This window comes from Scandinavium sp. NPDC088450 (assembly GCF_044900545.1).
Classification (GTDB): domain Bacteria; phylum Pseudomonadota; class Gammaproteobacteria; order Enterobacterales; family Enterobacteriaceae; genus Scandinavium.
The window spans coordinates 72,048-94,292 of the sequence record NZ_JBJDNI010000005.1; the positions used below are offsets into that span (position 1 = coordinate 72,048).

Consider the following 22,245-nt stretch of genomic DNA (forward strand, 5'->3'; position numbering starts at 1 on the left):
ATGACTAACGTTGCGTAAAATGGCCGAATGCGGACGGGGTGACACATATCCTCTCTGTAGTATGTTTGGCTGATTCATCAGTGAGCAATGAGAGCAGTAAACCTGGAGGTAGGGCTTGTCAAAATATGACCTTTATTCAGCGGAGGAGCGCTATCAGTCCGGCTCTGGCGGTCTTGTGCTTGCCAATAAGCTGGGGATCATCGATGAGCAGGAAATGGAGTCACTTGAGTCAGGCCTGCTAATGATGCTGTACGAACAACTTTTTCTTACTGACCCGCTATCTGTGCCGCTGGCATTTGAGCAGATCCGCGACTGGCATCGCCAATGGCTGGGAAATGTGTATGGCTGGGCAGGGAGATTGCGTCACGCCAATCTGACTAAGGACGGCTTTCACTTTGCAGCGGCAGACCGAATTCCTCAGCTGATTACCGGGTATGATCGGCAGTATTTGTCACGGACTGGCACGTTGAAATCTTTATCACGCTCAGAATTCGTTCGCTATCTGGCTGAAAGCCACGTGGAGTTTATTTTGATCCACCCTTTCAGAGAAGGTAATGGACGCTTATCAAGGCTACTTTGTGACATGCTGTCAGTTCAGGCGGGGTGGAGTCTGCTGGATTATAGCTTGTGGGATAAACACAAAGATTATTACTTCAAAGCGATTCAGGCGGGCGTATCAGGGAACTACAAACCTATGATGCAACTCGTGAATGATATATTGCCGGATTAGCGTGCAAGACCAATAGCCTTAACCTTCGCCCGTGAACGTTTAAGCTGCTGCTCTATTTTCTGTACAGAAGCCCCCGTTTCGATCGCGGTTGAACTCGCAACGGTTCGGACAATTTGAGTTTTCGTGATCGGATCCTGCACTTTTTGTTTTGCCATGCTCTGAGCCTCATTTTACAAGCTTTGATTTTAGTTCTGACCAGAACCATTCGCAAGGCCATCGCGGCCGCCAGCAACCAGCAGAAAAGCGGTTAAACGGGATGCACACATTTCTGGTGTGCTAGCTGCTGTAAATTTACCGCAACGAAACCAGAAATACGGTAAAGTTGCGGCTGGAGTTGTTACCTTGCCGACTAAACGACTGCGGAAACACCGCAGCGCAGCATAACCACGAGGAGAGCGTATGCTGAAACACATTCTTCGCACCCCGGAAGGGAAAAAATTTCTGACCGCTGTCGCGATTGTCTTTCTGATTGCCGTGACGGTAGTGACTAAAGTGACGTTCCAGGGCGTGGAAGATCAATACAACCTGCCAATGGAAAACTGGAACGTGGGTATGTTCTTTATTCAGGGCGCGTGGGCGGCCATTTACAGCATCATGTTCACCATCATTGGTTCCCTGCCGTTTGGCTTTTACTTCCTCGGCCCGAAAGACGATCGCGGCTGATTAGAACGGGAACGCGATCAGTTCGACGCTGTCGGTGGTCACTTTGACCATCGACCCTTCTTCATGCCACGCACCTAACACCACACGCTTTGCAGGCCGACCATTCGCAGTAAGCGGGTGAACCGCCGGGCGATGGGTATGCCCATGAATGAGCCACTGCACCTGATGCTTTTCCATCATGCGCACCACGGCTTGCGGGTTCACGTCCATAATGGTCATCGATTTATGGCTGTTGGCGGCTTTACTGCCATTACGCATTTTGGCGGCGATTTTACGGCGGATAAATAACGGCAGGGCGAGAAACAGGGCCTGAAGCCAGGGCTGATGCACTTTGGCACGAAAGGCCAGATAGCCGGTGTCGTCTGTGCACAGCGTATCGCCATGCATGATCAACATTTTGCGTCCGTAAAGATCTAACACTTGCTCTTCCGGCAGCAGCGTCATGCCGCTTTCACGCGCGAAGCGTTTACCAAGCAGGAAATCACGGTTGCCATGGATGAAGGAGCAGGGAACGCCGGAATCGACCAGCGCTTTGATCTCTTTGGCAATTTCACGGTGCAACAGTTCGGGATCATCGTCGCCAATCCAGGCTTCAAACAGGTCGCCCAGAATGTAAAGCGCATCGGCTGTGCGCGCTTCACCGCGTAAAAAACGCAGAAAACCGGCGGTGATCGCCGGTTCTTCTGTGTGCAGATGCAAATCTGCAATAAAGAGTGTCGCCACGATTACTCGCTGACGGTCACGCTTGTGACGATAACGTCTTCTTTTGGCACATCCTGGTGCATGCCGCTGCGGCCTGTTGCGACAGCTTTAATTTTATCAACCACGTCCATGCCTTCGACGACTTCAGCAAATACGCAGTAACCCCAACCCTGCAGGCTTTCGCCCGAGAAGTTCAGGAAGTCGTTATCAACCACGTTGATGAAGAACTGTGCGGTGGCAGAGTGTGGCGCCTGAGTACGGGCCATCGCCAGCGTACCACGGGTGTTTTTCAGACCGTTGTTCGCTTCGTTTTTGATCTGATCTTTGGTGGCTTTCTGATTCATGCCTGGCTCAAAGCCGCCGCCCTGAATCATGAAGCCGTTGATAACGCGGTGGAAAATGGTGTTGTTGTAAAAACCTTCGCGGCAGTAGTCGAGGAAGTTTTTAACTGTTTCAGGCGCTTTATCATCAAAGGTTTTGATAACGATATCGCCGTGATTAGTGTGGAAAGTAACCATTTTTGCATCCTGTTACGATAGAGTGGTGCGAATACCCGCAGACGGGTCACGTATAGGGGCTTGTTATAGCATAACCGTAAGGTTGGATCACCTTGCAATGCGTGCTGCTTCCGGATTGAATTACAGGTAGAATACGCCGTTTAAGACCACACACGTTTACATGGAATCTTCAATGTTAAAAATCTTTAATACACTGACGCGCCAAAAAGAGGAATTCAAACCTATTCATGCCGGGGAAGTCGGCATGTACGTGTGTGGTATTACCGTTTACGATCTCTGTCATATCGGCCACGGCCGTACTTTTGTCGCCTTTGACGTGGTATCCCGCTATTTGCGTTTCCTGGGCTACCAGCTGAAGTACGTGCGCAACATCACCGATATCGACGACAAAATCATCAAACGCGCTAATGAAAATGGCGAAGACTTTGTGGCGCTGGTCGATCGTATGATTGCCGAAATGCACAAAGATTTTGATGCCCTGAATATCCTGCGTCCGGACAACGAGCCGCGCGCCACGCACCACATTCACGAGATCATTGAGATCACCGAAAAGCTCATCGCTCGCGGTCACGCTTATGTGGCGGACAATGGCGACGTAATGTTCTCGGTGCCAAGCGATCCGAACTATGGCTTGCTGTCACGCCAGGATCTGGAACAGCTTCAGGCTGGCGCACGCGTTGACGTGGTTGACGTTAAACGCAACCCGATGGATTTCGTGCTGTGGAAGATGTCCAAAGCAGGCGAGCCGAGCTGGTCTTCTCCGTGGGGTGAAGGCCGTCCAGGCTGGCACATTGAATGTTCTGCGATGAACTGCAAACAGCTGGGTTCCCATTTCGATATTCACGGCGGCGGTTCGGACCTGATGTTCCCACATCATGAAAACGAAATCGCTCAGTCCACCTGTGCGCACGATGGCGAGTATGTGAATACCTGGATGCACTCCGGCATGGTAATGGTTGACCGCGAGAAAATGTCCAAATCGCTGGGTAACTTCTTCACCGTGCGCGATGTGCTGAAGTACTACGATGCTGAAACCGTGCGTTACTTCCTGATGTCCGGCCATTACCGCAGCCAGCTCAACTACAGCGAAGAGAACCTGAAGCAGGCACGCTCAGCGCTGGAGCGTCTTTACACCGCACTGCGCGGCACGGATGCTTCTGTTGAAGCCGCAGGTGGTGAAGCGTTTGAAGCCCGTTTCCGTGAAGCCATGGACGACGATTTCAACACCCCGGAAGCGTATTCCGTGCTGTTTGATATGGCCCGCGAAGTGAACCGTCTGAAAGGCGAAGACCTGGCTGCGGCAAACGGGATGGCGGCGCACATGCGCAAACTGTCCGGCGTGCTGGGCCTGCTGGAACAAGATCCAGAAGTGTTCCTGCAAGGCGGCGCACAGGCCGACGACGGTGAAGTGGCAGAAATCGAGGCTCTGATTAAACAGCGCCTGGATGCACGCCAGTCAAAAGATTGGGCAGCAGCAGATGCCGCACGTGACCGTCTGAATGAGATGGGCATTGTGCTGGAAGATGGTGCGCAGGGAACGACCTGGCGTCGTAAGTAAATTTATCCCTCAGGCTGACCCTTTTCAGGAAGGAAAGGGTCTTCAAAATGAGTAATATGTGACTTTTAGTGAAATCCTTCCCGATGATTTTGTCCTTGTTAGCCATGCCAGCCCTGGCCAGTCACTGAAAGTTGAGGCGATTTTCAGCCGGACCAAAACCCACCACATCGGCTTCAGTGGGCGCTGGTGTTGCTCCCCGCTGAAACCGCCGAGCTGACGACCAGATGACAAGGTCAGGCCGCCATGGATGGCGGACTGAGGCGAAATGAGACAGGGACGTCGAGTCGAGCCGGCCGCAGGCAGCTGGTTGGCAGGGAGGTTTAGTGCAAAGCACCGGTTTCATTCGCGGGGTCGCAGGGATTGACAAGGGAGACGCGAGAGTCTCCCTTGTCCCGTTCACGTGCAGAGATAGTTGAGGTGACTGCAAGGCATAAAGTGAACGGAATAATTCCACTAAGTGAAAAGACAAAAACGAGTTGCTCGTCGATTAGCGCCTTCTCCACCACATTAACCCCATCACCACGATCCCCGGCAGCCACACCCACATCAGCTCCGACAAAATGACCTGATGCCCGTACGGCGTGGTGTAGCGCGACAGGGCAAACGGCGCGACTTTGATAACTTGCCACGGCGCAAAAAAACGTTCATCTGACCACGGCCACAGCCAGCCAACGCCTTTTCCCCCTGTGGTAATCGAATCCAGAAGACTGTGAGACAGCAGCGAAACGGTCAGAAATGCCCAGCAGCGGAGCAGGGAGGTTTTGAACCATCGTCGGCCAATGAGTACACACAAAATGGGAACGACAAAGGCAAACAGCAACGAGTGCGTAAAGCCGCGATGGCCGAATGCATTGCCGTAGGCCACGCCGAATTTGAAGGCCAGCACGTCGGCATCGGGCAGCATGGCCAATACAATTCCCGCAAAAAGCAGACGTGGCGGAATAACTCGGGTTCCCAGACCAATGCCGAGACAGATTGGCACCGCAGCGTGTGTAATGATGGTTGGCATGTCAATTTCGCTTAGGGTGAAAAAGCGAACTATAGCAGTCATTTGGGCGATAAATCGCCATTAAATATCTGAATTAAGCCGATTCCCGCGCAATCAGTTGGCCTGAAAGCGTAATGCGCTGGGTTTGCAAATCGGGTTCTTTGAGCTTGCGTATTATTAATCCCGCCGCCTGCCGACCGGTTTCCTCGCTTGCCGATGAAACATAGGTAAACGACGGTGAAGTCAGGTTCACGTGCAGCATGTCTTCGAAACCAATCAGCGCGACCTGTTGAGTCAGGAACACATCTTTCCCGATGGTGCGACCGACGTGGTGAATGCCGTTGATGCAGCCAATCATGGCGTTGGGCGAATGGCAGAGCAGGGCGGTGATGGTGTTGTTTTTCTCGAGCAACTGGCGTGTGGCGAGGCTGGCGGCGTGAGTATCGTCGCTGCACGCCGGGGCCGAGTCTTCTTTGTACACCATGCCGTTTTGTGTCAGAGCGCTGCGAAAGCCCTGTAATCGTTGCTGGCGAATCAGGCAGTCGGTCTGGCCGCCAATATAGCCAATGCTGCGGTGACCGCGTTCAATCAAATAACGGGTTGCCAGACTGGCCGCCTGACGGTTATCCCTCATCACCAGATTGCAGTTTTCTTCCATCAGCGATTGCGACACCACGACCAGCGGCAGTGGGCACTGACTCACCAGCGCAGGCAAGGTGGCCCGATTGGTGTCTGAGGCCAGATAGATAACCCCGGCGACGCCTTGTTGCTTGAACGATAAGAGGCACCGTTCGAGGCTTGCACGGTCATCCTGTGGTTGGCCGAGGAAAACCATAAAGCCCTGTTTTTCCAGCTCCTGAACCACGCTTGCCATCACTTTGATGGAGAAGCTGTCGCTGAAATCTCGCAGGATCAATCCAATCAGGTTGGAGGTGTTTGCCCGCAGGTTGGCGGCCGCCACGTTGTGGACGTAACCGAGCGCCTGAATCGCGGCCTGCACTTTCTCAATGGTGGCGTCGGAAATCTTGCCTTTCTGGCGCAACACCAGCGAGACCGTCGAGACCGAGACGCCCGCCTGTTTTGCCACATCAATAATGCCGACTTTTTTCACACCTGCTCCCTGAAACATCCGCGCAATCAGCCAGATAAAACAACGTCTCCCGCCGGAGCAGGAGACGCTGACAGACTACCATCTTCCGCTTATTTGCCAATCATCGTCGACATGGTTTGTGCGATAAATTGCGCGCGGGCGCCAAAAATCACCTGAATACCCGTATCACCGACGAAGACAACACCGCGAGCGCCGACCGCATTCAGACCGTCTTTATCCACGATGTCGCTTTTTGCCACTTCCAGACGCAGACGAGTGATACAGGAACCGACAGAATCGATGTTCTGTGCACCGCCCAGCAGGCTGATAATTTCGGTGGCCAGTTCGGTGTCCGTTTTGTCATTCGCATTGGCGGTGACGCTGGTGCGGCCCGGCGTTTTCACATCGAAACGGCGGATAACAAAGCGGAAAGTGAAGTAGTAAATCAGCCCCATCGGGATGCCGATGATCACCGCGCTGAGGAAGTTGGTCTGGTAGCCGTTGAAGGACGGCAGGATGCCGAAGGACAGGTAGTCGATGAACCCGGCAGAGAACGACTTCGCAATGTGCGCGTGCATCAGGTACATGGTCATGTAGGCCAGGCCCGCCATGATGGCGTTGAACACATACAGGATTGGCGCAACAAAGATAAAGGTGAATTCAACCGGCTCGGTTATCCCGGTCAGGAAGCAGGTCAGCGCCGCAGAGAACAGAATACCGGCCGCGATTTTCTTGTTCGCGGTGTGCGCTTCGTGATACATCGCCAGACAAGCAGCTGGCAGGGCGAACAGCATCAGCGGGAATTCACCCTGCATGAATTTACCGGCGTTCTGGTAGGAATCGCTGCTGAAGGATTTCACGCCTTCTTCCAGCATTTTGAACCAGATGGTCTGGTCGCCGTGAATAACCTGGCCTGCCTGAGTGGTGTAATCGCCAAAAGAGTACCAGAACGACGGATACCAGATGTGGTGCAGGCCAAGCGGGATCAGCGCACGTTCTACCAGACCGAAGATAAAGGTCGAAGCCGCTTGATTGTCACCGTTGACGACTACCGACAGCGCATCGATCCCGGACTGAATGTGCGACCAAATGTATGGCAGCAGCAGGCCCATAATGAAGGAGAGGAATGCGGTAGCGATAGCCACGAAGCGCTTGCCAGAGAAGAAGCCGAGGAATTCCGGGAGCTGCATCTGGTGGAAGCGGTTGTAACACCATGCCGCTAGCACGCCGCAAATCAAGCCGCCAAAGACACCCATTTGCAGAGTTGGAATGCCGACCACCATGGCGAATTTCCCGCCCTGAGAGGCCATTTCTGGCGTTATGCTCAGTACGGTGCTGATGGTGATGTTAGTGACAAACACCGATACCGCGGCCGACAGCGCAGCGATACCTGATTCTGATGCCAGCCCAACCGCGGAACCGATGGCGAACAGCATTGGCAGGTTATCGAAAATAACCCCGCCCGCGTTCATCATCAGCGGCAGATGAAACTTATCGCCGAAGGCCAACAGCAGACCCGCAGCAGGCAGCAGTGAAATTGGCAGCATTAAGGCGCGACCAATCATAGAAAGTTTTGACAACGATTTAACAAACCCTGAGAACAGACTCATGCTGTTATCCCCCGACCTGAGACCCTGAGATGCACTTTTTACGTGCTGTTGTAGTAAGTAGAACGTTTTAGTAGAACGTTCTACTTATCGTCTGTGATGTGAATGTAACACGCAACGTAAATTTCACATTCGGTCAGAGGATTTACTGATTTTTTTGAAGTGGATCGTAAAACGGGGTGATGACGGGCAGCAATGACAGGCATAAAAATGCCGGGCGGCGCTGACGCTGGCCCGGCCTACAAGGTTTGCGGCTATACCCAAACCTTATGCGATAACGGTAATGCTCTGGCCGTCAAAGCTGACGGTTTGACCGGCGATAATCTTGCAGCGCTTGCGGGTTTCCACCGCGCCATCGACGGTCACCTGGCCTTCGGCGATAAAGATCTTCGCCTGCGCGCCGCTCTCGCTCCAGCCTTCGAGTTTCAGCAGGTCGCACAGCTCAACGTGCGGGTGTTTGCCAAGGGAAAAAGTGGCCATTCTCAGTGTTCCTCTACATCATGATATTCTTCACACGCCTGAAGCGTGTTCTGGATAAGCGTTGCCACGGTCATGGGGCCAACGCCACCCGGTACCGGCGTAATATAAGACGCACGCGCTGCGGCGTCGTCAAAAATCACATCGCCAACCACTTTGCCGCTTTCGAGGCGGTTAATGCCGACATCGACCACAATCGCGCCTTCTTTGATCCACTCGCCAGGAATAAAGCCCGGTTTACCGACTGCGACAACCAGCAGATCGGCGTTCTCAACGTGCTGACGCAGATTCTTGGTGAAGCGGTGCGTGACGGTGGTGGTGCAGCCAGCTAACAGCAGTTCCATGCTCATCGGGCGACCCACGATATTGGAGGCGCCGATGATCACCGCATTCAGACCGTAAGTGTCGATATTGTAACGCTCAAGCAGCGTCACGATGCCGCGCGGTGTGCAAGGGCGCAGACGCGGCGCGCGCTGGCACAGACGGCCCACGTTATACGGGTGGAAGCCATCGACGTCTTTGTCTGGCGCGATACGCTCCAGCACTTTGACGTTATCGATGCCTGCGGGAAGCGGAAGCTGCACCAGAATGCCATCAATCTCGCCGTCGGCATTCAGGGTATCAATCAGCTCCAGCAGCTCGGCTTCGCTGGTGGTTTCCGGCAAATCGTAAGAGCGGGAGATAAAGCCCACTTCTTCACAGGCTTTGCGTTTGCTGCCGACATAAATTTGCGAAGCAGGGTTGCTGCCGACCAGCACAACTGCCAGGCCAGGGGCACGTTTTCCGGCTGCAACTCGAGCCTTCACTTTTTCCGCGACCTCAGAGCGTACCTGCTGCGCAATCGTTTTACCGTCAATAATCTTTGCTGCCATCAGAGAGAGGATTCCGTCTGTCACTATCGAAAGGGGGGATGCTCATATTTTGTCAGAAGCCGGGCGTGATGTCAGTCACCGTTTGCGTTTTTATCGTGTGCGCGAGGTGGGATGACAAGGAAAGCCACAAAGAGAGACAGGTCTTTTCCCATGTTTCCAGAAATAAGTAGTCGTTTCCTAATTATTATTAGGACGAGGCTGACAGAAATGGCAGTGTTTATCCATATTTCCCATTCATCAATTTGTCTACTGTATGCCGACTGCGACGGGGATATTTCCGTTCAGTGTTAAAGGAACAACGGGAGTTATTTTTCGGATTGTTTCTTCGCCGTGAATAATTAGATGAATCAAGGAAAACTCATGAAAGTAAGTAAGATTGCCTTCGCTCTGGTGGCGGCTATTGGTTTTGTTGCGGGTTCTGCAAATGCAGCCACAACAACCGTTAATGGCGGCAACGTGCATTTTAAAGGTGAACTGGTGAACGCTGCCTGTGCTGTCAGCACAGAATCTTCAAACCAGACCGTTGAACTTGGCCAGTACCGTACCGCGGCTTTCACCAAGGCTGGCGACACCTCTGCCAAAATCCCTTTCAGCATCGTGCTGAACGACTGTGATCCAGCGGTTGCTGCGACCGCCGCTGTTGCCTTTACCGGCCAGATTGATGCGACCGATACCTCTCTGCTGGCTGTGGCTTCCGGGAGCAACACCGACACGGCATCTGGCGTGGGTATTGAGATCATGGATAACGCATCTGCAACGCTGACGCCAAACGGTACTGTGTTCTCTGCGGCCCAGAACCTGGTTCAGGGCACCAACACCCTGCAATTCAGCGCACGTTACAAAGCAACCGCTGATACCGCGACTCCAGGCCAGGCTAACGCTGACGCGACCTTCGTAATGAAATACGAGTAAGTCGTCTTCGCGCTCAGGATGAGCATTGCCTTAAGGATGAGGCGCTTTTCGGACCTCCCGGGACAACACGATGAGATGGAAGTTGCCGCTGCTGGCCTTATTCGTTGCTACCACTGCGCCTGCATTTGCCCACACGGTGGTGGTGGATGGCGGTCGCATAAAGATGCGTGGCGAGCTGGTCAACAGCGCCTGTGCAGTTGCCCCCGACAGTCAGTCGATGCGGGTAGAAATGGGCCAGTACCGCACCAATACCTTTGGTGAAGTCGGCAGTTATTCCACGGTCACGGTGCCTTTCTCACTGCATCTGGTGGAGTGTCAGCCCGATGTCGCAAGCCTGGTGGGAGTGAGATTTCAGGGGCTTAGCCCGGCGGAAGATCCACAGGTGTTTGTCGCCTCTGCGCAAGCCAGTGGCATGCCAGGCGAAAGTGGATTGGGGTTAGCGCTGTTTGACCCTCAGCAACAGCTGATTATTCCCAACGCATCGCCAAATTATTATTTACCGATAACCACCAAAGAAATGATTTTGCACTTTAGCGCACGTTATCGCGTTATTTCTTTGCCGTTGGTTCCAGGGAATTTACTCACCGATGTCTGGTTTACGTTGGTGTATCCGTAAAGACCAGATTGCATCAGAAAATAAAATACAGGTTATTTCGCTATGATCCGCCTTATTAAAGCGACGACGTTGCTGTCACTGCTGTTATTGAGTTGTGTGATGCCTGCCCAAGCGGCGGGTGGGATCGCGCTGGGTGCGACTCGGGTGATTTATCCCGAAAACGCCAAGCAAACCTCTCTGGCGCTGAGCAACAGCAACAAGCAGGAACGCTACCTGATCAATGCGTGGATTGAGAACGCGACGGGGCAGAAAGAGAAAACGTTCGTCATCACGCCGCCGCTGTTTGTCAGCGAGCCGAACAGTGAAAACACACTGCGTATTATCTATGCCGGACCTGCGCTGCCTGCTGACCGCGAAACGCTGTTCTATCTGAACGTGAAAGCGATCCCGTCGATGGACAAGAAAAACGCAGACGGGAGTAACGTGCTGCAACTGGCGATCCTCTCGCGGATCAAGCTGTTTGTCCGTCCTCAAAATCTTGAGATCCAGCCTGCTCCGGCGCTGGAAAAACTGGTGTTTACCCGTAGCGGCGGCACCCTGAGCATCAGCAACCCGACGCCGTATTTCATCACTCTGGTGAATCTGCAAATGGCCGGGAAGAAAGTCGACAACGTGATGATCGCGCCGAAAAGTAGCGCCAGCGTTTCGTTGCCTGCTGCAGCGCCGGGCGTGCTGAGCTGGCAGAGTGTGAATGATTATGGCGCCATCACGCCTGCTCGCCGTGTGAATTTGTAATGAGCACCCTTACTGTCGCCTCCACTGCCCGACGCTGGCCGCGGTTGAAACTGCTGGTGCTGGCGATGTCGGGGGCAGGGTTAACGTCTGGCGTTTGCGCCGAAAGTTACTTTAACCCTTCCTTCCTGTCTGATGATGCCGCGGGCGTGGCGGATTTGTCGCGCTTTGAAAAAGGCCATCAGCAGCCTGCTGGCGTCTATCGCGTGGATATTTCGCGTAACGACGAATTTATGGGCTCACAGGATTTACGCTTTGTTACGGCCGAAAATACCCAACCTGCCGCTGGCGGGCTGGCGCCTTGCATCACCCCGGAATTGTTACGACGCCTTGGCGTCAACACGGCGGCGTTTCCTGAACTGGCGAAAGTCGAAAAGGGAGAATGTGTCGCGCTGGAAAAAATCATCCCAGGGGCGGAGACAAGTTTTGATTTTGCCGCGCTGAAGCTCAGCATCAGCTTGCCGCAGGTGGCGATGTTTAACAGCGCGCGCGGCTATATTCCACCGGAAGAGTGGGATGAAGGCATCCCGGCGCTGCTGGCTAACTACAGTTTTAGCGGTAACCGTGGCAGCAATGATGACAGCTACTTTTTAAACCTGACTAGCGGGCTGAACTACGGTCCGTGGCGTTTACGCAATAACGGCACCTGGAGTTATTCCAACAACAATAATCAGAAACAGAATCAGTGGCAGAACGTTGCTACCTGGGCGCAGCGCTCAATCATTCCATGGAAAAGCGAACTGGTGCTGGGCGACAGCAACAGCGGCAGCGATGTGTTCGACAGCGTAGGATTTCGTGGCGCGCGTCTTTACTCGTCAGACAGCATGTACCCCGACAGTATGCAGGGCTTCGCGCCGACAGTGCGTGGCATTGCCCGCACCCCAGCGAAAGTGACCATTCGTCAGAACGGCTATGTGGTTTATCAAAGCTATGTGCAGAGCGGCGCGTTTGCGATAAGCGACCTGAACCCAACCTCATCAAGCGGTGACCTTGAGGTGACTGTCGATGAAAAAGACGGCAGCCAGCAGCGTTACACCGTGCCTTATTCCTCCGTGCCATTACTGCAACGTGAAGGGCGCTGGAAATACGATTTGGTGATGGGCGATTTCCGCTCGGGTAACAATCAGCAGGACACGCCCTTCTTCGCGCAAGGCACGCTGATAACCGGATTAAAAGCAGGTGTGACCGTGTATGGCGGTACGCAGCTTGCTGAAAATTATCGGGCTCTCGCCGTTGGGGTGGGTAAAAACCTCGGCGACTGGGGCGCAGTCTCATTCGATATCACCCATGCGCACAGCGTCCTCGTGGATGATTCCTCGCACGACGGGCAGTCGTTGCGCTTCCTGTACGCGAAATCGCTGAATACCTTCGGCACCAACTTCCAGTTGCTGGGTTATCGCTACTCGACAAAAGGCTTCTTCACCCTTGATGACACCACCTGGAAGAGCATGAGTGGCTATCAATACGGGAACGATGACAGCGACCGGGACGGCGTGCCTGACGTAATTAGCTACCACAACCTGACGCAAAATAAGAAAGGCCGCTTCCAGGCCAACATTTCACAATCGTTGGGTGATTACGGCTCACTGTATCTGTCGGGCAGCGAGCAAACCTACTGGGGCTCCGATGAGAGCACGACCTGGTATCAATTCGGCTATTCAGCGGGATGGCGTGGGATCAGTTATTCGTTATCCATGTCCTGGAACCAATCCGTGGGGATCGAAGGCACCGATCGTATCGCTTCCTTTAATCTCTCTGTTCCTTTCAGCATCTTCAACCGCGGCGGAAACGAACGCTGGCGCACGGCAGTCGATCGCGCCTATGCCACCGTTTCGGCTAGCCGCAACAGCGACGGTGATAGCAGCTGGCAAAGTGGTATCAGCGGCACGTTGCTGGAGGGGAATAACCTCAGTTACAGCGTGACGCAGGGCAACGCCAGTGATCGCGGTTACACCGGCAGCGCCAGTGCCAACTGGCAGGCGACCTACGGCACGTTAAGCGGCGCGTACAACTACGACAGAGATCAGCACTCGCTGAACTGGCAGGCCTCGGGCGGCATTCTGGCGCACGCCGACGGCATCACCTTCAGCCAGCCGCTGGGCGATACCAACGTGCTGATCAAAGCGCCTGGCGCTGACGGCGTACGCATCGAAAACCAGACCGGGGTGAAAACCGACTGGCGCGGCTATGCGGTCATGCCTTACGCCACGGTTTATCGTTACAACCGTATCGCGCTGGACACCAACACCATGAGCAACAGCACCGACGTGGAAAACAACGTCAGCAGCGTGGTGCCGACGGAAGGCGCAGTGGTGCGAGCGGCATTCGATACCCGCATCGGCGTGCGCGCATTGATAACGGTGCGTCGCGGTGCTCAGCCTGTTCCTTTTGGTGCCATCGTGCGTGAAACCGCCAGCGGCGTCACCAGCATGGTGGGTGATGACGGACAAATCTACCTGAGTGGTTTACCGCTGAGCGGTGAGCTGTTGATTCAGTGGGGCGACGGACCGAATGCGCAATGTCGCGCACCGTACTCTCTCCCCGAAAAGAGCCTGAAACAGGCGATCACACTCACGGAGGTTCGCTGTGATCACTAAAATTATGCCCCTGTCTTTGCTGGCCATCATGCTGGTGAGCACGTCCGCCTGGGCCACGGTTTGCCGTAATCAGAATGGGGTGCCGACGGATGTGTTTTACGATCTGACGGATACCTTTACCAGTGCCAACAACCAGGTCGGGCAAACCGTGACGCTCAGCCAGAAATCAGGCTGGATTGGCGTTAATGCGGTGTGTCCGGCGGGCACCACAGGCACCACCACCAAACGCAGTTACGTGACCAGCTTCCCGGTGGTGAGCACCGAGAACAACTTCAAATACTTAAAGCTGAATGATTATCTGGATGGCGCGATGCAGATAACGGACAGCGCGGCGGGGACTTTTTATCCTCCAGTGGACTACATTCAGATGGGCTCACACCCTAACGTGCCGAAGCAACAGCCCTTTCCGGTGGATGACTCTAAATTGATTTTCCGCCTGAAGGTGACGCGTCGCTTTATCAATATGGTCGTTATTCCAAAACAGACGATGTTTACGGTCTATGTGACGACCAACAGCGGCGAGCCCCTGACCACGCCGGTCTACACCATCAGTTACAGCGGCACCATCAACGTGCCGCAGACCTGTGAAATCAACGCGGGCACCATTGTGCAGTTTGATTTCGGGGATATCAGGGCTTCGCTCTTCAGCGACGCAGGGGCGGGCAATCGCCCGGCAAATGTGCCGGTTCAGCAGAAAACCATTGGGATCAAATGCACGAACGTGGAGTCACAGGCCTATCTCACCATGCGTGTTGAAGCGGAGAAATCGCAGGGCAATGCGATGGTGTCAGACAACCCTGACCTCGGGTTTATTGTTGCAGACAGCAGCGGCAATCCTCTCACACCGAATAACATCAACAGCAAGATCCCTTTCCGTCTGGATGGCAGTGCACAGGCACAGGTCGGCATCCGTGCCTGGCCCGTCAGCGTGACCGGCAATAAACCGGAAGAGGGGAAATTTACGGCTCGTGGCTACCTGCGTGTGGATTATGACTAAGGAGCGGGCGATGAAAAAACTGGGATGGATGGTGTTAGGCGTGGGCATCAGCAGCGCGGTTTGGGCTGACACGCCACTGGGCGAAATCAATATTGAGTTGACCGGAAATGTGGTCGATTATACCTGTGTGGCGGAAGGCAGCGACAGTGATAAATCGGTTGAACTAGGGCGCTGGGCGTCAAAACAATTACGCCAGACCGGGAGCACGACCTCGTTAACCCCCTTTACCTTGAGCCTGACAGGTTGCCCTCCTGGTGCCGCTTCAATTACGTTTGCAGGTAAGGCGGATGACAGCGACCCTTCGTTGCTTGGCTTAAATTCGAGCAGTACCGCTACTCGTGTTGCTGTTGAAATTCGTGATAGCGATCGTCGGCGTCTGCCTTTGCAACAGGCCAGTCGCGAAGTGGTGGTGGATGCGCAAGGAAATGCGACCTTGCAGTTTTTTGCCAACTATATCGCCACTGCCGAAAACCCTCAGGCGGGTAGCGCAGACGCTGACGCTACCTTCGCCATTAATTATTATTAAATACGCCCCATTCCCTGTATTTTTCGGGAATGGGGGCGTTTTTCAGAGCAACTCGTGCGAGCGGGCATAATCGATCAGTTCTACGATGGAATGCACCCCAAGCTTAGAGAAAATATTGGATTTATGTGCGCTTATGGTCTTGTTGCTCAATAATAGCTGGTCAGCAATCTCTTTATTTGTTAAGCCATTAACCAGATAGCGCATTACGGTCACTTCGCGATTAGATAAAGGCAGTTCCACTTGTTCATTGCGACGAGTAGCATGCTGACTCAACAAATTTATGGTGTCAGATGGGAAGAACGAATAGCCATCCAGCAGCATTTCCACCGCTTTATAAATATCATTGTAATCCTTGCGCTTGCTCACAAATCCATTCGCCCCGGCACGAAGTGCCCGGCCTGCATAATAATTTTCCGACTTTGATGATAAAAACAAGACCTTGGTCGTTGGGCGAATATCATTAATGCGCTTGAGCAGCGAGAACCCGTCTGTTCCCGGCAGTTCAATGTCGACAATAATCAGATCGACTTCTGATTTTCTTATGTAATCAAGCACTTCCCTTCCATCCCCTGACGTTAGCACAACCCGGATATCGCTGTTTTTGTTCAGCAAGACTTCTATCGACATTCTGACGATGGGCTGTTCGTCCATAATAATTACGGCGGCCGGTTTCATTTTCTATTCCTCAGATTATGTTTTCGGTTCTGCTGTTCCCCGAACGGGCAGTTCGCCAGTGCAGGCTAATAACGTTGTTACCAGGCGTCTGATATAGCGATAAAAATGGCTCGTGGGGGCCGCTAACGTCAGTGTTTATCTGGCAGAACAGCAATGTAAGTGACGGTGGGGTAATCAGAACATCCTGATACTGATGTATTTTCCAATGAGTGCGATGAGAGCTCCCTTGTTTTTTGTGGTCACGAAATTACCATCAACTATTATCTTTGGGGGAGATGTTGTGGTGCATTTTGTTATTTATCTTAATGCTGTCGATTATACCCTTTAACGTTTTTTGAAAAAGCCTGAGAAACGGATAAATGCCTTTACTAATTAGGATGTTCTAAATGATCTCGGGTAAGATTTTTCTTTTGGCGATATTTTCTGCCTATTTTTGTTTTATCGATGTTTATGGCTTACGGGTCTTAAAAAAACAACACAACACACTGGATGTTGTATCAGTGTTAATTTTCTTTCCAAATGTTATTTTGAAGTTTATTGGAACCCGGTGGCTAAAAAAGCTTTTAAGATAGAGAGTTATGTTTACATAGCGGCCTGCCATATCTGTTGCAGCCGACCTGTTGCAACACAGCAGGATCTCCGGTTGTTGCAAACTCCAGGCACGCCAGTGTGCCATCGCGCTCACATTTTACTCGAATAAACTACCTACTATCCACGGAAAAATCTTAATAAGTAGTGGTAAATATTGGGCAATTAGCCTAAAGCGGTTGTTCGTTTCACTATTGAGATCAATTTAAGATTAATCATAATTGTTAAATATTGGTTAATAAATCGCGTTTTACTTACCCGATTTTAAGTAGTTTCCTAAAAAAATACGGTGCTTCAACAAGTTATTCCGAGGTATGCCCGGGTGGTGTGGCACTGACTTTCTGTAAAAGGCTGAGTAACTGCTGACGCTTCTCCAGCCGAAGCAGGGCGATGATGCAATTTACCCGGTAGGTAATGCGGTGATAGGGGCGCTGTTGATGGCGTGCTATCTCGCATAACGATAAGCCTCGGGCCATTAACATCAACACGCTCCATTCTCGGGTTTTAAACAGGCGGTGTGAGGCAGGAAGAGGAAGACGGCGATACTGTAAGGCGTCGCGGAGTTGTTTTAGCTCCAGATGTTTGTCGATTAAGCGGCACAGACACGCGGCCTGTAAAAAACGGCGATAGGAAAAGGCTTTTTCCGGGGTGATCAGTGAAATCTCAAGACCTGGATGCCGTTTATGCAGGTCGAGTAAGTGATTAAGGATATCCAGCGTCGGTACCGGCCACCCCTCAATATCAATAATCAGGTTCAGTGGCTGCGTACCGCGTACCACGTTCAGCGCCTCGTCGAGATTGTTATAGATAGTGCAATAGCACAGCGGAGCCGGGCTGTGATGAATGCCCAGCGCGAGGAAGTAATCGCAGGTCACCAGAATGCGGTTTTCATTGGCTCGCCCGTGGTGGCTCAGCAAATCGTGGCGTTCTACCAACGCAAAATGGGGAAGGGGTCGGGCGTGACTCTGTAGGGGAGTGAGGTTTCTCCGTCGTCTTTCTCTGCGCAGCATGATGCTCATCGTTCCCTCTCTGACCGTCAATCCGTTTTATCTTCTTAATGCTCATTATCGGTAGCGCCTGGAAAAATCATCTTTGCAAAGCGTGAGTTAGCGCGAGTAATCCAGTGATTACCGTGATGAGCGATGGACTTCTATTGTTGTCAGAGCCCAAAAATGAAGGTACCAGGCGTTGCTTAAACGGCGCTGGGATATTTCGTATACCCAGGCCGGAATCGCGAACGTCTGGTGAAGGAGTGAGCGGTAAAAGGAGGGGATTTAAGCTGACATCCGTGTAATCAACGTTTACGGGGAAAAGCCATTGACTCAACAGGCGTTGACCGTATAATTCCACGCGTTCCAGGTACGAAGTTTCTACTCCGTGCGCCCTTAGCTCAGCTGGATAGAGCAACGGCCTTCTAAGCCGTAGGTCACAGGTTCGAATCCTGTAGGGCGTGCCATTTCGGAACGCGCATTAAAGAAAGCAGACGTCACAAGACGTCTTTTTTTATGCCTGAAATTCAGTGAAGTAGCCGGTTTACCCGGCTGTTTCGCTCACCACTCTTTGGTTCAACTGCACTGCTTCCCGGGTGTTGATGGTTCTTGCCGAAAGAAACGCACAGAAAACCAGCGTTGTACACGCGAAGAATGCCAGCAAAAATTGTCCCGTCATGAGCAGATAACCCCCAACGCCGACATACAGAAGTGCGGTGACAGTACTGACAAGCGCCACCTGAATCGCCGCTTCTTCACTGCGTCTGAAGGTTGTGCCAATGAGACCGCCAATCAGTACCAGCCCAAACAGTGCGCCGATAGCCGGGAGCCCGCATATCACGGCAACAAGCAAAAACAAGGGGATCTGGTATTTGCGCCATAGGGGCTTATCGGCGAAAAAATCGGTTTCATATAATGCGTTGCTGGAGAGATTAAAAATGCGCACCAGCCGCTTTTTTCTGAACAGCAGACGTACGCTCTGACCCACTTCGAAACGTGCCGCTATCTTAGCCGGAAGCTCGATGGAACGTTTGGCATCGCCCTGTTTCAGAATGATGCCGTTCCATAAAAGCTGGTCAATCTGGCCGCTCAGTTTTTCGTATTCCATTGAATAATGTTCCTGAAAATAATTGCATTTGTGTTTTAGCTCCATGCGTTGCCGGTATATAAATGCAACGACAATAGCCTTAATAAAATAAGGGTTATGGAGGCGAGCAATAAAAGGCTTTCAATTCTATCAGTATCAATGGTGAGTTAATGTAAAGAGCAGGTAAGGATTGTCTATGCCATTGTGGACAGAATGCTCATCCTGGAAATGGTTAGCGTGCTTGTTATTGTCGGTGGTGGCGAAAGTAAAAAGAAGTAAAGGGGCGTTAGCGCGGTAAACGATCGGGTAAAATCGATTTTTATTTCTGGGAGGTAACATGCATATCCTTGATGCATTACTGGCTTTTTCGGCCTATTTTTTTATCGGCGTGGCCATGGTGGTCGTTTTTCTTTTCATTTATACCAAAGTCACTCCGCACGATGAGTGGCAACTGATTAAAGATGATAACGCCGCTGCTGCGCTGGCTGTCAGCGGTACATTGCTGGGGTTTGTGATCCCGCTTTCCAGTGCCGCCATCAATTCCGTGGGGATTCTGGATTATTTCATCTGGGGAGGCGTTGCCTTTGTTGTGCAACTGCTGATCTACGCTGGCGTCAGATTATACATGCCGACGCTAGGGGAGAAGATTGCCAACAATAGCATTGCGGCTGGCGCTTTTATGGGAGTTTTCGCCCTGGCTGGCGGCATTCTTAATGCGGCGTGTATGACGTGGTAAAACTGGCTATCAACGCTGGTTGATTTAGCGAAAAGAAAAATGCCCCACGGGCGTAGACGCGGGGCAAAAACCGATATCTTCAATCGGCTTAACGGGATCACGATGAATTGCTACAAGGACGTGCACATTTTTCACCAACACACACAACTCGAAGAAGAGGACGTGACTATGATGTTGCGCTTACTGGCTCTGTACGCCGCGAGCTAATACAGAATTAGGTATGATGCATCGTCTTTGCACGTTAATCATAGAATGGTCAGACTCCACCGGCGATAAGACGAATCACTGCCGGCGTGTAGGTCATGGACTACACAGTGGCGTGATATTTAATAACGCCTGAAATACTGTCATTCCCTTCTTCACTAATATCTTCAGCAACAGAAGCTACAATAATTGCATAAGCAATTCAGACTCACAGTGGCTGCAATAATAATAACGTGCTGAGGAACTTCAATGAACAAAGGACGTATCCTGCAAACCGCTGCCGCGCTAACGGTAGCGCTGGCTGTACACTCACCTGCTTTTGCCTTCGACTCACTCACCGTTTTTGGCGACAGCCTCAGCGATACCGGGAATAACGGGCGCTGGACGTGGAACAGCAGTCAGAACAAACTCTATGACGAACAACTGGCCAGTGATTATGGGCTGTCGTTAACGCCTTCGAAAAGTGGCGGCACTAACTATGCGGCAGGTGGAGCCACCGCAGTGGCGGCGCTAAACCCGCAGGATAATACCGCAAACCAGGTTCAGCAGTGGCTGGCGCAAAACGGCGGTAAAGCCGACAGCAACGGGCTGTATATCCACTGGATTGGCGGGAACGACCTGGCGGCGGCGGTGTTACTGCCCGCTCAGGCGCAGGCCATTGCGGCTAACAGTGCAGCCAATGCGGGAGCGCAGGTTGGGCAACTTCTTGATGCCGGAGCCGGGCTGGTGGTTGTTCCGACAGTACCGGATATCAGCGCCACGCCGATATTACTGGAGTCTGTGATTACCGCTGGGCTGGGTGTTGCCGCGACACCCGCTTTACAGGCTGCATTTGCTTCTTTGGATGCAGCACAAACGCCCTCGCTCGCCCGACGCCAGTTAGCGATTCGTGAGGCTTTTGTGGCGGCGGCTTCGGTAGTCAGTAACAACCCGTTGGTACAACAGGCGATTGCCGCGCAATTAATGGATGCTTACACCACGGCTGCGGCTCAGGCTTCGGCGCTGACTGACTATTACAACGCCACCGAAGAAGCGGCACTTGTGCAGCATGGCGGTAATATTGCCCGGGTAGATATTAACGGTATTTTCCAGGAGATCCTCGCCAACCCTGGCGCATTCGGGGTGACTAACACCGCTGGCATGGCTTGTCCGCTGGGCGTGGCCGCTTCTGAGTGTACGTCCTCCACCCCGGGCTTTAGCAGCGAGCAGGATTACCTGTTTGCCGACCACTTCCATCCGGGCCCCCAAATTCACACCATCATGGCGCAGTATATCCAGTCGATTCTCGCCGCCCCCGTACAGGCGACACGACTGAATCAAGGCGTGCAGGCGATGGTCGGCAGCAGCCGCGCCACGCTGGATAGCCGTTATCAACAGCTTCGCCAGGGCAGCAATCCTGTGGGAGCCGTGGGCGTTTTTGGCGGTTATAGCGGTGGATATCAGCGTTATGACAGCACAGATGACGTTGGAAGTGGGCATGGCAACACCAATAATTTAACGGTGGGTGCAGATTATCAGCTCAATGAAAACGTCCTGTTGGGCGGCCTGATTTCAGGTTCGCTGGATAACCAGCGTCCGGATGACAACTTCCGTTACGACACCCGAGGTTTCCAGGCCGCGCTGTTTAGTCATCTTCGGGCCGGGCAAGCGTGGCTGGATGGCGATGTTCATTATCTGAATGCTGACTTCAACAATATTCAGCGCAGCATTTCGTTGGGGCCACTGACTCGGGTAGAAGAGGGCGAGACTAACGGCAAATTGTGGGGCGCTCGTCTGACTGCGGGGTATGATTTCCCGCTAATGTCATGGTTGACCACGGGGCCGATGGCGCAATATGCACTGGATTATAGCCACGTGGAGGGGTACAGCGAAAAAGCTGACAACAGCACTTCGATGCGTTTTGGCGATCAAAATGCGCATTCGCAGGTCGGCAGTCTTGGCTGGCGGCTGGATGCAAAAGCGGGGATCGTAAACCCGTGGGCGCAGGTGAATTACCGGCATCAGTTTGGCGATGATGTTTATGTTGCCAACGGCGGGCTTAAATCAACTTCGCTGACTTTTACCCGAGCGGGGGAAACACAGGATAAAGATTGGGTCGATTTTACCCTTGGGGCTGATCTAGCGTTGTCCGACACCGTGTCTGCCTTTGCCGCCGTGGCACAAACGGCAGGTTTGAGTAACGGCAATCAGACGAATTACAGCGTGGGGATTAGCGCACGGTTTTAAGGGCAAGGTTGTGCACGAGCACGCGCCCGTCATGGAAGGGTTACCACTCGTGCACAATCAGCATCCGATCCTGAGAGATCCGAACTTCGCTGATCTTTGGTTGTGGAGGCGGCGCGGCGATGATCAACCTCACCTGGATCCCTCCTTCACTCGTT

23 protein-coding genes and 1 tRNA gene are annotated in these 22,245 nt (G+C 52.7%); 13 read left to right on the forward strand and 11 right to left on the reverse strand.

Annotation, left to right across the window (positions count from 1 at the left end):
- Positions 1 to 115: 115 nt before the first annotated feature.
- Positions 116 to 730 (forward strand): Fic/DOC family protein, encoded by a 615-nt coding sequence (locus ACI2I2_RS06595; RefSeq protein WP_404657176.1) that lies wholly within the window; start codon positions 116 to 118, stop codon positions 728 to 730.
- On the opposite strand, the gene ACI2I2_RS06600 is transcribed toward ACI2I2_RS06595, so the two are convergent.
- Entirely contained in the window at positions 727 to 885 is a 159-nt protein-coding gene (locus ACI2I2_RS06600) for a hypothetical protein (protein WP_404657177.1), read from the reverse strand. The two genes, ACI2I2_RS06595 and ACI2I2_RS06600, sit on opposite strands and share 4 nt — an antisense overlap.
- Positions 886 to 1,129: 244 nt before the next feature.
- Here ACI2I2_RS06600 and ACI2I2_RS06605 point away from each other — a divergent pair, with 244 nt between their 5' ends.
- Positions 1,130 to 1,393, forward strand: a complete 264-nt coding sequence (locus ACI2I2_RS06605; RefSeq protein WP_330983210.1) for a DUF2534 family protein — start codon at positions 1,130 to 1,132, stop codon at positions 1,391 to 1,393.
- Here the strand turns inward: ACI2I2_RS06605 and lpxH are convergent, their stop codons facing one another.
- The gene (lpxH, locus tag ACI2I2_RS06610) at positions 1,394 to 2,116 is read right to left on the reverse strand and encodes a UDP-2,3-diacylglucosamine diphosphatase (protein ID WP_404657178.1); all 723 of its coding nucleotides are present in this window, start codon (positions 2,114 to 2,116) and stop codon (positions 1,394 to 1,396) included.
- Between the two features lie 2 nt (positions 2,117 to 2,118).
- A complete protein-coding gene (gene ppiB, locus ACI2I2_RS06615; RefSeq protein WP_404657179.1) occupies positions 2,119 to 2,613 on the reverse strand; it encodes a peptidylprolyl isomerase B in 495 nt (164 codons plus the stop codon).
- 172 nt (positions 2,614 to 2,785) lie between these two features.
- Here ppiB and cysS point away from each other — a divergent pair, with 172 nt between their 5' ends.
- Together cysS and ACI2I2_RS06625 are read left to right on the forward strand one after the other, a co-directional pair.
- Entirely contained in the window at positions 2,786 to 4,171 is a 1,386-nt protein-coding gene (gene cysS / locus ACI2I2_RS06620) for a cysteine--tRNA ligase (protein WP_404657180.1), read from the forward strand.
- 58 nt (positions 4,172 to 4,229) lie between these two features.
- On the forward strand, positions 4,230 to 4,388 hold the full coding sequence (locus tag ACI2I2_RS06625; RefSeq protein WP_404657181.1) for a hypothetical protein: 159 nt from the start codon (positions 4,230 to 4,232) through the stop codon (positions 4,386 to 4,388).
- A gap of 270 nt (positions 4,389 to 4,658) precedes the next feature.
- On the opposite strand, the gene ACI2I2_RS06630 is transcribed toward ACI2I2_RS06625, so the two are convergent.
- The 5 genes from ACI2I2_RS06630 to folD all read right to left on the reverse strand — a co-directional run bounded on the left by ACI2I2_RS06630 (position 4,659) and on the right by folD (position 9,205).
- A complete protein-coding gene (locus ACI2I2_RS06630; protein WP_404657182.1) occupies positions 4,659 to 5,180 on the reverse strand; it encodes a metal-dependent hydrolase in 522 nt (173 codons plus the stop codon).
- Between the two features lie 73 nt (positions 5,181 to 5,253).
- Complete coding sequence (gene malI / locus ACI2I2_RS06635) at positions 5,254 to 6,270, reverse strand: Mal regulon transcriptional regulator MalI (protein ID WP_404657183.1); 1,017 nt, start codon at positions 6,268 to 6,270, stop codon at positions 5,254 to 5,256.
- An 89-nt stretch (positions 6,271 to 6,359) separates the two neighbouring features.
- Positions 6,360 to 7,859, reverse strand: a complete 1,500-nt coding sequence (locus ACI2I2_RS06640; RefSeq protein ID WP_404657184.1) for a PTS transporter subunit EIIC — start codon at positions 7,857 to 7,859, stop codon at positions 6,360 to 6,362.
- 264 nt (positions 7,860 to 8,123) lie between these two features.
- Positions 8,124 to 8,336, reverse strand: coding sequence for a ribosome-associated protein YbcJ (gene ybcJ, locus ACI2I2_RS06645; protein WP_404657185.1), 213 nt, complete (start codon positions 8,334 to 8,336; stop codon positions 8,124 to 8,126).
- A gap of 2 nt (positions 8,337 to 8,338) precedes the next feature.
- Entirely contained in the window at positions 8,339 to 9,205 is an 867-nt protein-coding gene (gene folD, locus ACI2I2_RS06650; protein ID WP_404657186.1) for a bifunctional methylenetetrahydrofolate dehydrogenase/methenyltetrahydrofolate cyclohydrolase FolD, read from the reverse strand.
- Between the two features lie 360 nt (positions 9,206 to 9,565).
- On the opposite strand from folD, the gene fimA reads away from it, so the two are divergent.
- The 6 genes from fimA (at position 9,566) to sfmF (ending at position 15,585) form a co-directional block, all read left to right on the forward strand.
- On the forward strand, positions 9,566 to 10,117 hold the full coding sequence (gene fimA, locus ACI2I2_RS06655; protein WP_404657187.1) for a type 1 fimbrial major subunit FimA: 552 nt from the start codon (positions 9,566 to 9,568) through the stop codon (positions 10,115 to 10,117).
- 70 nt (positions 10,118 to 10,187) lie between these two features.
- Positions 10,188 to 10,733: a type 1 fimbrial protein subunit FimI gene (gene fimI / locus ACI2I2_RS06660; protein WP_404657188.1), complete on the forward strand. Its 546-nt coding sequence runs from the start codon at positions 10,188 to 10,190 to the stop codon at positions 10,731 to 10,733.
- Between the two features lie 42 nt (positions 10,734 to 10,775).
- A complete protein-coding gene (gene fimC, locus ACI2I2_RS06665; protein ID WP_404657189.1) occupies positions 10,776 to 11,468 on the forward strand; it encodes a type 1 fimbria chaperone FimC in 693 nt (230 codons plus the stop codon).
- A 65-nt stretch (positions 11,469 to 11,533) separates the two neighbouring features.
- Positions 11,534 to 14,062: a fimbrial biogenesis usher protein gene (locus ACI2I2_RS06670; protein ID WP_404657284.1), complete on the forward strand. Its 2,529-nt coding sequence runs from the start codon at positions 11,534 to 11,536 to the stop codon at positions 14,060 to 14,062.
- Between the two features lie 4 nt (positions 14,063 to 14,066).
- Positions 14,067 to 15,059: a type 1 fimbria D-mannose specific adhesin FimH gene (fimH, locus tag ACI2I2_RS06675; protein ID WP_404657285.1), complete on the forward strand. Its 993-nt coding sequence runs from the start codon at positions 14,067 to 14,069 to the stop codon at positions 15,057 to 15,059.
- A gap of 10 nt (positions 15,060 to 15,069) precedes the next feature.
- Positions 15,070 to 15,585, forward strand: a complete 516-nt coding sequence (sfmF, locus tag ACI2I2_RS06680; protein ID WP_404657190.1) for a fimbria assembly protein — start codon at positions 15,070 to 15,072, stop codon at positions 15,583 to 15,585.
- A 42-nt stretch (positions 15,586 to 15,627) separates the two neighbouring features.
- Here sfmF and fimZ read toward each other — a convergent pair whose 3' ends face one another.
- Positions 15,628 to 16,260: a fimbria biosynthesis transcriptional regulator FimZ gene (gene fimZ, locus ACI2I2_RS06685; RefSeq protein ID WP_404657191.1), complete on the reverse strand. Its 633-nt coding sequence runs from the start codon at positions 16,258 to 16,260 to the stop codon at positions 15,628 to 15,630.
- 890 nt (positions 16,261 to 17,150) lie between these two features.
- A complete protein-coding gene (locus ACI2I2_RS06690) occupies positions 17,151 to 17,867 on the reverse strand; it encodes a hypothetical protein (RefSeq protein ID WP_404657192.1) in 717 nt (238 codons plus the stop codon).
- Between the two features lie 360 nt (positions 17,868 to 18,227).
- Between ACI2I2_RS06690 and ACI2I2_RS06695 the strand changes: the two genes are divergently transcribed.
- Positions 18,228 to 18,304, forward strand: a tRNA-Arg gene (locus tag ACI2I2_RS06695).
- Between the two features lie 77 nt (positions 18,305 to 18,381).
- Here ACI2I2_RS06695 and ACI2I2_RS06700 read toward each other — a convergent pair.
- Positions 18,382 to 18,945: a hypothetical protein gene (locus ACI2I2_RS06700; RefSeq protein WP_404657193.1), complete on the reverse strand. Its 564-nt coding sequence runs from the start codon at positions 18,943 to 18,945 to the stop codon at positions 18,382 to 18,384.
- A 316-nt stretch (positions 18,946 to 19,261) separates the two neighbouring features.
- On the opposite strand from ACI2I2_RS06700, the gene ACI2I2_RS06705 reads away from it, so the two are divergent.
- The gene (locus tag ACI2I2_RS06705) at positions 19,262 to 19,660 is read left to right on the forward strand and encodes a DUF350 domain-containing protein (protein WP_404657194.1); all 399 of its coding nucleotides are present in this window, start codon (positions 19,262 to 19,264) and stop codon (positions 19,658 to 19,660) included.
- Between the two features lie 453 nt (positions 19,661 to 20,113).
- Entirely contained in the window at positions 20,114 to 22,090 is a 1,977-nt protein-coding gene (locus ACI2I2_RS06710) for an autotransporter outer membrane beta-barrel domain-containing protein (RefSeq protein ID WP_404657195.1), read from the forward strand.
- The last annotated feature ends 155 nt before the right edge of the window (positions 22,091 to 22,245 follow it).